The sequence below is a fragment of the Acidisphaera rubrifaciens HS-AP3 genome, assembly GCF_000964365.1.
In the GTDB taxonomy this organism is placed as follows: domain Bacteria; phylum Pseudomonadota; class Alphaproteobacteria; order Acetobacterales; family Acetobacteraceae; genus Acidisphaera; species Acidisphaera rubrifaciens.
Map to the genome: position 1 here is coordinate 1 of NZ_BANB01000083.1, position 11,379 is coordinate 11,379.

Genomic DNA, 11,379 nt, shown 5'->3' on the forward strand with positions numbered 1-11,379 from the left:
CCGTTCCCGCAGCGCGGCCGGCGCGTCGGCGCGCAGGCGCGGCCGGGGCGGCAGTCGCTCGTCGCGGGGGCGGCTCAACGGCGTGACGTTCATGCAAGCCCCGCCCGCAGCAGGTCGTGCACGTGCAGGATGCCGACCGGCCGGCCCGTCGCGTCGGTGACGAACAGGGTCGTGATCGGGCGGGCGGGCGCGTTCATCACGCGCAACGCGTCTGCGGCCAGTGCGTCGGGACCTATCGTGCGGGGGGCGCGGTTCATCACCTCGCCCGCTCTACGGCCCAGCAGGTCCGGCCCCATGGCGCGGCGGAGGTCGCCGTCGGTGATGATCCCGGCCAGCCCCCCCGCCTGATCGACGACGCCGAGGCAGCCGAACCGCTTTTCGGTGATGCGCAGGATGGCGGCGTCCATCGGCAGGTCGAGCGGCGCCAGCGGCAGCGCCTCGCCCGTATGCATCAGGTCGCGCACCCGCCGCAGCCGCGCGCCGAGCCGCCCGGCGGGGTGGAATTGCCGGAAATCATCGGCCGTGAAGCCGCGCCGCGTCAGCAGCGCCACCGCGATCGCGTCGCCCAGCGCCAGCTGCATCGTCGTGCTGGTGGTGGGGGCGAGCCCCATCGGGCACGCCTCGTCGGCCGGCGGCAGCACCAGCGCCACGTCCGCCGCCTGCGCGAGCGTCGAGGCGGCGCGGCCGGTCACGGCGATCAGCGGCAGGCCGAAGCGCCGTGCATGGGTGACGAGGTCGCTCAGCTCCGCCGTCTCGCCCGAGTTGGACAGCGCGAGCACCGCGTCTCCCGGCACGATCATGCCGAGATCGCCGTGCGAGGCCTCGGCCGGGTGGACGAACTGCGCGGGCGTGCCGGTGGAGGCGAGCGTCGCCGCGATCTTGCGTCCCACATGCCCGGACTTGCCGATGCCGGAGACGACCACCCGGCCGGACACCGCGGCCAGCAGGTCGATCGCCCGTCCGAAACGCCCGTCGAGCGCGGCGCCGAGCGACGCCAGCGCCCGCGCCTCGGTCTGCAGCACGCGGCGGGCGACTTCGAGGTCGGGGTCGTCGGCGGCGTGCCGCGCGGTCAGAAGCGCGGGATCGACCGGCATGTCAGGATGCTCGAGCACCCGGACTGTATGGGCAGCCTCGCCGGGTCAGGTCAACCGATTACCGGCCGGAAGCCATCAACTCCGCCAAGAATCGTGCCAAGGTTGCCGCGATCTGACGGTCAGTGCGCGAAAATGTCAGGATCCTCGTAGCCCAGCAGGTCGAGACGACCGCGGGCGGGCAGGAACTCATAACAGGCGAGCGCCAGATCGAGCCGCTCCTCGCGGATCAGCAGCGCCTCCAGCCTGGCCCAGAGCGCATGCAGGTGCAGCACGTCGGAAGCGGCATAGGCGAGCTGTTCGGCCGTCAGCTCCGCCGCGCCCCAGTCCGACGTCTGCTGCTGCTTCGACAGCTCGACCCCGAGCAGGTCGCGGCAGAGGTCCTTCAGCCCGTGGCGGTCGGTGAAGGTCCGCACCAGCTTGGCGGCGATCTTGGTGCAGCGCACCGGCGCGACGGTGATCCCGAGCGCGTGCTGCAGCACGGCCACGTCGAAGCGGGCGAAATGCATCAGCTTCAGCCGCGACGGATCGGCGAGCAGCCGCGCGAGGTTAGGTGCCCGATAGCCGTGACCGCCGAGTCGTTCGGGCACCAGCTGCACCAGATGCGCCGTCCCGTCCCCCGCCGACAGCTGCACGAGGCACAGCCGGTCGCGGTGCGGGTTGAGGCCCATGGTTTCGGTGTCGACGGCGATCGAGGGGCCGAGATCGAGCCCGTCCGGCAGATCATGCCGATGCAGGTGGATCGTCGCGCCCTGGATGAACTGCGTGGTCACGCGCAACGGCCCCCGTGCGGCGGCGGGAGCGCCGCGCCCGCCCGTCCGCCATATCCGTCCCTTGGTGCCCAGGAGAAGACTCGAACTTCCACGACCTTGCGGCCACAGGTACCTGAAACCTGCGCGTCTACCAATTCCGCCACCTGGGCAGCCGTCGCCGGCACGGTGCGGGAGGCGCGCGATGTAGCCCCGGCCGCCGGCCCCGTCAACGGCCCGGCGCGGCGGCCGTGCCACCCGGCGACGCGCGTGCGCACCCCGCCTTGGCGACGGGCCGCCGCCCCCTGATAACAGGGCAGGCCGGAACAGGAGAGCGCGATGAGTGGCAGCATCGGTGGGACCCGCGCGGTCGCAACCGTCTTTGGCGGGTCGGGCTTCATCGGCCGCTATGTCGTCAAGCGTCTGGCGCAGCGCGGCTATATCGTGCGTGTCGCCGTGACCGACCCGGAGGGCGCGCTGTTCCTCAAGACGGCCGGGGCGGTCGGCCAGGTGGTGCCGCTCTATGCGTCCGTCGCCGTCCCCGCCCTGGTCGCACGGGCGGTCGAGCAGGCATCGGTGGTGATCAACCTCGTCGGCATCCTCGCGGAACGGCGGCCGGGCGATTTCGAGCGGCTGCAGCACGAGGGGGCGGGTGAGGTCGCGCGGGCCTGCGCGGCGGCGGGCGTTGCCCGTCTGGTGCAGGTCTCGGCGATCGGCGCCGACCCGGACAGCCCGAGCCTGTACGCGTCGAGCAAGGGGCGGGGCGAGGCGGCGGTGCGGGCGGCCTATCCGGCGGCGACGATCCTGCGCCCGTCGCTCGTCTTCGGGCCGGAGGACCAGTTCTACAACCGCTTCGCCGCGCTGGCGCGACTGTCGCCGGTCATGCCGGTGATCGCCGGGGATAGCCGGTTCCAGCCCGTCTACGTCGGCGACGTGGCGGATGCGGCGATGGCGGCGCTGGAGCGCGAGGACGCGCGGGGCACGACCTACGAGCTCGGCGGCCCGGCCGTGTACCGGTTCCGCGACATCCTGGCGTACATCTTGAAGGTAACGAAGCGACGACGGTGGCTGTGGGACATGCCGATGGGTCTCGCGCGGGCGCAGGCGCGGCTGCTGGAGCGGTTACCGGGGAAGATGCTGACCCAGGACCAGCTGCTGCTGCTGTCGCGCGACAACGTGGTGTCGGAAGGCATGCCCGGCCTCGACGCGCTCGGGATCGTGCCCACGCCGGTTGAGCTGATCGTCCCGAGCTATCTCCGGCGGTTCCAGCCAGGGGGCGGCCGGCGGGACGTGGTGGCCGACATCGAAGAAAGGTCCGTTTCGGACCTTCCTCCGTCGGTCTAGATGGGTTGAACGGGCCGGACCGGAGGCAAGCCGCGAAAAACATGTCAGTATTGCTGACGTAAGCGCACGTTTCGACTCGCGTGCCCCGCGGGTGACTGTTATCCGGTCATCCGAGACGTCGGCTGATGCCGTGTTGGGCAGGTGCGCCCGCGCGCCGGCACGGCCGGACGGTCCAGCGAAGGATGGAGCGGGGCGATGACGGAGCGCATGCTGCAATTCGTGCGGCTGGGACAGCACCAGCCCGACAAGCGCGACGTCGGCGTCCGCAAGCGCGATTTCGCCGAAATCTACGCCGATTTCGACCCCAAGGAGGCGGCGGCCCAGTCGAGCCGGTGCAGCCAGTGCGGCGTGCCGTTCTGCTCGATCCACTGCCCGCTCAGCAACAACATCCCCGACTGGCTGAAGCTGACCGCCGAGGGGCGGATGGAGGAGGCGTATGAGGTCTCCTCCGCCACCAATACCTTCCCCGAGGTCTGCGGCCGCATCTGTCCGCAGGACCGGCTGTGCGAAGGCAACTGCGTGATCGAAAAGGGGTTCGAGAGCGTCACCATCGGCGCCGTCGAGCGCTACGTCACTGACTATGCCTTCGAGCAGGGCTGGGTCCGCCCCATCCGACCGGTGAAAGAGCGGGCGGAAAGCGTGGGCATCATCGGCGCCGGCCCGGCCGGCCTCGCCGCGGCCGACATGCTGCGCCGGCAGGGCTATCAGGTGCATGTCTACGATCGTCACGACCGCGTCGGCGGCCTGCTGATCTATGGCATCCCGGGCTTCAAGCTGGAAAAGGACATCGTCCTGCGCCGCTGGAAGCTGCTGGAGGAGGGCGGTGTCCGCTTCCACCTCGGCGTGGAGATCGGCCGTGACGAGACGCTGGCGAGCCTGCGCGCGCGCCACGACGCGGTGCTGATCGCGACCGGCGTCTACAAGGCCCGCGATATCGGCGGCCCCGGCGCCGGCCTCGGCGGCATCGTGCCGGCGCTCGACTACCTGATTGCGTCCAATCGCAAGGGCCTGGGCGACGCCGTGCCCGCGTTCGACTCCGGCGTGCTGAATGCGGCCGGGCGCGACGTGGTGGTGATCGGCGGCGGCGACACCGCCATGGACTGCGTGCGCACCGCAGTGCGACAGGGCGCCAAATCCGTCACCTGCCTCTATCGCCGCGACCGCGCCAACATGCCGGGCTCGATGCGCGAGGTGAAGAACGCCGAGGAAGAGGGCGTGCGCTTCGTCTGGCTCGCGGCGCCGGAGGCGTTCCTCGGCGAAAGCGAAGTCACCGGCGTGCGCGCCGTTGGCATGCATCTCGGCCTGCCGGACGCCTCGGGCCGGCAGTCGGTGGAGCCGGAGCCGGGCGGTCATTTCAACGTCCCGGCCGATCTCGCGATCAAGGCCCTGGGCTTCGACCCGGAGGACCTGCCGCTGCACTTCAACGCGGCCGAGCTGGACGTCACGCGCTGGGGCACGGTGAAGGTCGACCACCGCAGCTTCATGACCAGCATGCCGGGCGTCTTCGCCGCCGGCGACATCGTGCGCGGCGCGAGCCTCGTCGTCTGGGCGATCCGCGACGGCCGCGATGCCGCCGCAGCGATGCACGCCTATATCCAGGCGCACGCCCGCGTCGCCGTCGCCGCCGAATGACCGGGCGCCTCGCCGCCCTGCTCGGCGCCGCCTGCATCGTGCTGCCGCTGCAGGCGGCGGTGCCGGCCGGCCATGCCGCGGCCGCGCCCGGCGACGATGCGGCCGCGCGCCTGCGTGTCGCGCAGGATATCGTGCGGCGCAACGGCTTCGCCGACGCCTACGCGCAGACGCTCGATCTGATGCGCGCGACGCTTGCGCAAAAGGTCATGCGGATGACCAACCGCTCAAAGCCCGAGGCCGAGGGCATCGTCGATAACATCCTGCTGCCGGCGCTGCGGGCGCATGTCGATGAACTGCGCGACGCGATGGCCGACATCTACGCCGACGACTTCACGCTCGACGAGTTGCGGCAGGTGCGCGCGTTCTATCAGACGGCCGTCGGGCACAAGGTCGCACAGGTCTATCCCGACATGATGATCCGGATGGCGGCGGCGCAGCATGCGTGGTGGCAGCGCGTGACGCGTGCCGCCATGGCGGCGCATCCCGGCCTGATGCCCACCCCAGGCGACAAGTTGTGAGAGATCCAGCCATGACCGAGACCGCCGAACAATTCGTCGCCGCCTGGGACGCGAATGTCCGGGCGCTGCGCGATGTCTATGACCCGTCGCAGGAACACGACGCCTGCGGCGTCGGCCTCGTCGCGGCGCTCGACGGGCGCCGGCGGCGCGACGTGGTGCAGGCGGGCATCGACGCGCTGAAGGCCGTGTGGCATCGCGGTGCCGTCGACGCGGACGGCAAGACCGGCGACGGTGCCGGCATCCACGTCGAAATCCCGCGCGACTTCTTCGTCGCCTGCATCGAGACCAACGGCGACACCGTCAAGCCCGGCCCGATCGGCGTGGGCCAGGTGTTCATGCCCAAGACCGACCTGTCGGCGCAGGAGCGGTGCCGGCAGATCGTGGAGACCGAGATCCTCAATTTCGGCTACGCCATCTACGGGTGGCGGCAGGTGCCGATCGACGTGAGCTGCATCGGCGAAAAGGCCAACGCGACGCGGCCCGAGATCGAGCAGATCATGATCTTCAGCCCGCATCCGGTGACCGAGGAGCAGTTCGAGCGCGACCTGTACGTCATCCGCCGCCGCATCGAGCAGGAGGCGATCGCCGCGCAGATCAGCGACCTGTATTTCTGCTCGCTGTCCTGCCGCTCGATCATCTACAAGGGGCTGTTCCTCGCGGAGAGCCTGACGGTCTTCTATCCGGACCTGCTCGACCCGCGTTTCACCAGCCGCTTCGCGATCTATCATCAGCGGTATTCGACCAATACCTTCCCGATGTGGAAGCTGGCGCAGCCGTTCCGCACGCTGGCGCATAACGGTGAGATCAACACCCTCAGCGGCAACATCAACTGGATGAAGAGCCACGAGACGCGGCTCGCCAACGAGCGGCTCGGGCGGTGGATCGACGACATTAAACCGGTGATCCAGGCCGGCAGCTCCGACACCGCGGCGCTGGACGCCGTGTTCGAACTGCTGGTGCAGGCCGGCCGCGACGCGCCGATGGCCAAGGCGATGCTGATCCCGGCCTCAATCGGCCAGGACCGCACGATGAAGCAGTCGCATCGCGACATGTTCCTGTACTGCAACGCGGTGATGGAGCCGTGGGACGGGCCGGCGGCCGTGTGCGCGACCGACGGGCGCTGGGTCATCGCCGGGCTCGACCGCAACGGGCTGCGCCCGCTGCGCTACATGGTGACCAGCGACGACCTGCTGGTGGTCGGCTCCGAGACCGGCATGGTGCATTTCGATCCCGGCACGGTGATCGAGCGCGGGCGTGTCGGCCCCGGGCAGACGATCGGCGTCGATCTGGAAACCCGCCGCTTCCTGCGCGACGACGAGTTGAAGGACATGCTCGCCGGGCGCCATCCCTACGGCGAGTGGGTCGGCCGCATCACCAACATCGACAGCATCGTGCGCACGGATGCGCCGGAGCCGGTGCTCAACGACAGCGAGACCCTGCGCCGCCGCCAGCTTTCCATGGGCTTCACGCTCGAGGAGCTGGAGCTGATCCTGCACCCGATGGTGGAGGACGCGCAGGAGGCGACCGGTTCGATGGGCGACGACACGCCGATCGCCGTGCTGTCGGAGGGTTATCGCGGTCTGCATCATTATTTCCGGCAGGCCTTCAGCCAGGTCACCAACCCGCCGATCGACAGCCTGCGCGAGACGCGGGTGATGACGCTCAAGACCCGGCTCGGCAATCTTGGCAACGTACTCGACCAGGACAGCAGCCAGCTCGTGCTGCTCCAGCTCGAAAGCCCGGTGCTGTCGAATGCCGAGTTCCAGGCGATGCGCGACTACATGGGCGCGTCCGCCTGCGTCGTCGATTGCACCTTCGCGGTCAGTGATGGCGAGGCGGGGTTGCGCGGCGCGCTGGAACGTATCCGCCGGCAGGCGGAGGACGGCGTGCGCGCCGGCTGCACGCATGTCATCCTCACCGATGAGGCGATGGGGCCGGAGCGGGCGGCAATTCCGATGATCCTGGCGACGGCGGGCGTGCACACGCACCTGACGCGCCAGAGCCTGCGCACCTTCACCAGCCTGAACGTGCGCGCGGCGGAATGCATGGACGTGCACTACTTCGCCGTGCTGATCGGCGTGGGCGCGACCACCATCAACGCCTATCTGGCGCAGGACAGCATCGCCGACCGGCACCGGCGCGGCCTGTTCGGCGACCTGTCGCTCAAGGCCTGCGTGCAGCGCTACAAGAAGGCGATCGACAAGGGCTTGCTGAAGACGATGTCCAAGATGGGCATCAGCGTCATCAGCTCCTATCGCGGCGGCTGCAACTTCGAGGCGATCGGCCTGTCACGCGCGCTGGTCGCCGAGTTCTTCCCCGGCATGCAGTCGCGCATCTCCGGCATCGGCCTCGCCGGTATCGCGCGCAAGGTGCTGGAGCTGCACGCGACGGCCTGGGGCAGCGACGCCGTGACCTTGCCGGTGGGCGGCATCTACAAGCTGCGCCGGCGCGGGGAGACGCATGCCTTCGACGGCGGTCTGATCCACATGCTGCAATCGGCGGTCGGCTCCGACAGCTATCAGCAGTACCGACGCTATGCGGACGCGGTACGCCGCCAGCCGCCGATCGCCCCGCGCGACCTGCTGGAGTTCCGCTTCGACCTGTGCAAGCCGATCTCGATCGACGAGGTCGAGAGCATCACCGAGATACGCAAGCATCTGGTCGCGCCCGGTATCTCGCTCGGCGCGCTGAGCCCGGAGGCGCACGAGACGCTGTCGATCGCGATGAACCGCATCGGCGCGCGTTCCGACAGCGGCGAGGGTGGCGAGGACCCGGAGCGTTCGAAGCCGCGGGCCAACGGCGACAACGCGTCCTCGGCGATCAAGCAGATCGCCTCCGGCCGCTTCGGCGTGACCGCCGAGTATCTCAACAACTGCCGCGAGATCGAGATCAAGGTCGCGCAGGGGGCGAAGCCGGGCGAGGGCGGGCAGCTGCCGGGCTTCAAGGTCACGGAGCTGATCGCGAAGCTGCGCCACTCGACGCCGGGCGTGATGCTGATCTCGCCGCCGCCGCATCACGACATCTACTCGATCGAGGATCTGGCGCAGCTCATCTATGACCTGAAGCAGATCAATCCCGATGCGACGGTGTGCGTGAAGCTCGTCTCGCGCTCGGGCATCGGCACCATCGCGGCGGGCGTGGCGAAGGCCAAGGCCGACGCGATCATGATTTCCGGCCATGCCGGCGGCACGGGTGCCAGCCCGCAGACATCGGTGAAATACGCTGGCCTGCCGTGGGAGATGGGGCTGTCGGAGGCGCATCAGGTGCTGATGCTCAACCGGCTGCGCCATCGCGTGAAGCTGCGCACCGACGGCGGCATCAAGACTGGCCGCGACGTGGTGATCGCCGCCATGCTGGGCGCCGAGGAGTTCGGCATCGGCACCGCGAGCCTGGTCGCCATGGGCTGCATCATGGTGCGGCAATGCCACTCCAACACCTGTCCGGTCGGCGTGTGCAGCCAGGACCCGAAGCTGCGCGCCAAGTTCGAGGGCACGCCGGAGAAGGTCATCAACCTGTTCAGCTTCATCGCCGAGGACGTGCGCGGCATCCTGGCCGAGCTCGGCTTCCGCAGGCTGACGGACATCATCGGCCGCACCGACCTGCTGCATCAGGTCAGCCGCGGGTCGGACATGCTCGACGACCTCGACCTCAACCCGCTGCTGGTGCAGGCCGATCCGGGCCCGTACGCGCGCTATTGCACGCTGCAGGGCCGCAACGAGGTGCCCGAGACGCTTGATGCCGAGATGATCGCCGACGCCGCGCCGCTGTTCGAGCGCAGCGAGAAGATGCAGCTGCAGTACACCGTGCGGAACACGCATCGCGCGGTCGGCACGAAGATCAGCAGCCGCATCGTGCGCCAGTACGGGATGAAGGGCCTGGCGCCCGGCCACCTTCTCGTGCGCCTGCGCGGCTCGGCCGGTCAGTCGCTCGGCGCGTTCGGCGTGCAGGGGCTGAAGATCGAGGTGATGGGCGACGCCAACGACTATGTCGGCAAGGGCCTGTCGGGTGCCGCCATCGTCGTGCGCCCGCCGCCGAGCTCGACGCTGGTGACGCAGGCGAACACCATCATCGGCAACACCGTCCTGTACGGCGCGACCGCCGGCACGCTGTTCGCGGCGGGACAGGCCGGCGAACGCTTCGCCGTGCGCAACTCCGGCGCCGAGGCGGTGGTGGAGGGCGCGGGGTCGAATGCCTGCGAGTACATGACCGGCGGCACCGTCGTCATCCTCGGCCCGGTGGGCGACAATTTCGGCGCGGGTTTCACGGGCGGCATGGCGTTCCTCTACGACCCCGAGGACCTGTTCGAGGTGCGCGTCAATCCCGACACGCTGGTCTGGCAGCGCATCGCCAACCCGCACTGGGAGGGCGTGCTGCGCGGCCTGATCGAACGCCACGTGGCCGAGACGCACAGCCGCTATGCGGAGAAGCTGCTGCATGACTGGCAGCAGACGCTCGGGCAGGTCTGGCAGGTGGTGCCCAAGGACTATGTCCGCCACCTCAAGGTCCCGCTCGACAGCGGCGAGGCTGCGGCGCGGCGGGCCTAGGGTCCGGACGGACGGGAGGCGGGCGGGGCGCCGACATCCCTTGGCGCACCGCCGCCCGCGGTGCAATAACCGGGGCGATGCGTTACCTGTACCACCTCCCGCTGTCCCCCTTCTCGCGCAAGGTGCGCCTCGTCCTGAGCGAGAAGCGGCTGCCCTACGAGCCGCGTCTGGAAAAGGTGTGGGACCGCCGGCCCGAATATCTCGACATGAACCCCGCCGGCACGGTGCCGACCCTGCTGGAGGATAACGGCCTCGTCATCCCCGACAGCAACGTCATCTGCGAGTATCTCGAGGAGGCCTATCCGGACACCGTCCTGATGGGCCGCACCCTCGCGGAGCGGGTGGAGGTACGGCGGCTCTGCGCCTGGTTCGACGGCAAGTTCGCGCAGGAGGTGACGCGCAACCTGCTGGGCGAGAAGTTCATGAAGCGCCTGTCCGGCCGCGGCGAGCCGGATGCCTATGCGATCCGCAACGGCTACACGGCGCTGCGCCATCACCTGCAGTACATCGGCTGGCTCGCGGAGACGCGCAAATGGCTGGCGGGTGCCAACATCTCGCTCGCCGACTTCGCCGCCGCCGGGCATCTCTCGGCGCTCGATTTCGCGAGCGACGTGGACTGGACGATCTCGCCGGCGGTCAAGGACTGGTACGCGCGGATGAAATCGCGCCCGTCCTTCCGGGGAATCCTGTCCGACCGGGTGCCGGGCGTCACCCCGCCGGCGCACTACGCCGATCTGGATTTCTGATCCCGCGCGCTCAGTTGGTGGACGGCCCGGCCTCCAGCAGAGCGAGGTTCTGCTGCGCGAGGTCGGCCGTGGCCGTGTCGGGTGACAGCGAGATGGCGCGCTGCCAGTCGGCCTGCGCGCCGGTTCGGTCGCCGCGCCGCTGGCGCAGGATGCCGCGCTCCAGATAGGCCTCCGGATAGTCGGGATCGATCGCGAGCGCCCGGTCCACGTCGTCGCGCGCCTGGTCCAGCTTGCCCTCGTAGCGCCACGCCGCCGCCCGCAACGTCAGCGCGTCGGCCCGGCGCGGATCGACCGCCAACGCCTGCGTAAGGTCGTCGATCGCGTCCAGGTACCGGCCGGTGGTGGCCGCCGCCACCGAGCGTTCGATCAGCAGTTCCGCGTCGTGCGGCGCGAGCGCCAGCGCCTTGGTCCCGGCGGTATAGGCATGGCCGGCGTCGTCGGCCATCAGCCATGCCTGCGTGGCCTGCCCATAGATCTGTGCCCGCGCCAGCGGCGGGGCGTGCGAACCGTCGGCCAGGTGCTCCAGCATGGCCGCGCCCTTGAGCGGGTCGCCGAGCGTGATGATCGCGAGCGCGTGGCAATGCACGGCGCCGTCGCCCCCGCCCGTCGCCTCCCACGCATCGGCAAAGGCGTTCGCCCCCGCCGGATCGTTGGTCAGCATATCGAGGCAGTGTTCGTAGTCGGGGCCGGTGGCGATGCGCGGGGGCACCGGCGGCACCGGCAGCGGCGGGGCGGCCGGCGTCCCTGCCACCGGC

The 11,379-nt window shown here is 69.8% G+C and carries 8 protein-coding genes and 1 tRNA gene; 5 read left to right on the forward strand and 4 right to left on the reverse strand.

From position 1 onward, the window contains the following. Window positions 1-89: 89 nt before the first annotated feature. The 3 genes from B8460_RS02980 to B8460_RS02990 form a co-directional block, all read right to left on the reverse strand. On the reverse strand, window positions 90-1,094 hold the full coding sequence (locus tag B8460_RS02980) for a KpsF/GutQ family sugar-phosphate isomerase (RefSeq protein ID WP_048860092.1): 1,005 nt from the start codon (window positions 1,092-1,094) through the stop codon (window positions 90-92). Window positions 1,095-1,213: 119 nt separating this feature from the next. Beyond that, window positions 1,214-1,864, reverse strand: coding sequence for a ribonuclease D (locus tag B8460_RS02985; protein WP_048860093.1), 651 nt, complete (start codon window positions 1,862-1,864; stop codon window positions 1,214-1,216). Between the two features lie 62 nt (window positions 1,865-1,926). Then, window positions 1,927-2,013: transfer RNA gene (locus B8460_RS02990), tRNA-Leu, on the reverse strand. 166 nt (window positions 2,014-2,179) lie between these two features. Here B8460_RS02990 and B8460_RS02995 point away from each other — a divergent pair. From B8460_RS02995 to B8460_RS03015, 5 genes are all read left to right on the forward strand, one after another. Then, window positions 2,180-3,184, forward strand: coding sequence for a complex I NDUFA9 subunit family protein (locus B8460_RS02995; protein ID WP_048860087.1), 1,005 nt, complete (start codon window positions 2,180-2,182; stop codon window positions 3,182-3,184). 195 nt (window positions 3,185-3,379) lie between these two features. Further along, window positions 3,380-4,816, forward strand: coding sequence for an NAD(P)-dependent oxidoreductase (locus tag B8460_RS03000; RefSeq protein ID WP_048860088.1), 1,437 nt, complete (start codon window positions 3,380-3,382; stop codon window positions 4,814-4,816). Beyond that, complete coding sequence (locus tag B8460_RS03005; protein WP_048860089.1) at window positions 4,813-5,334, forward strand: DUF2059 domain-containing protein; 522 nt, start codon at window positions 4,813-4,815, stop codon at window positions 5,332-5,334. Before B8460_RS03000 ends, B8460_RS03005 begins: the two co-directional genes overlap by 4 nt. Window positions 5,335-5,345: 11 nt before the next feature. After that, the gene (gene gltB / locus B8460_RS03010) at window positions 5,346-9,878 is read left to right on the forward strand and encodes a glutamate synthase large subunit (protein ID WP_048860090.1); all 4,533 of its coding nucleotides are present in this window, start codon (window positions 5,346-5,348) and stop codon (window positions 9,876-9,878) included. 77 nt (window positions 9,879-9,955) lie between these two features. Continuing rightward, window positions 9,956-10,624 (forward strand): glutathione S-transferase family protein, encoded by a 669-nt coding sequence (locus tag B8460_RS03015; RefSeq protein ID WP_048860091.1) that lies wholly within the window; start codon window positions 9,956-9,958, stop codon window positions 10,622-10,624. Window positions 10,625-10,634: 10 nt separating this feature from the next. Here B8460_RS03015 and B8460_RS03020 read toward each other — a convergent pair. Continuing rightward, a partial coding sequence (locus B8460_RS03020; RefSeq protein ID WP_048860094.1) for a tetratricopeptide repeat protein occupies window positions 10,635-11,379 on the reverse strand: 745 nt, incomplete at its 5' end.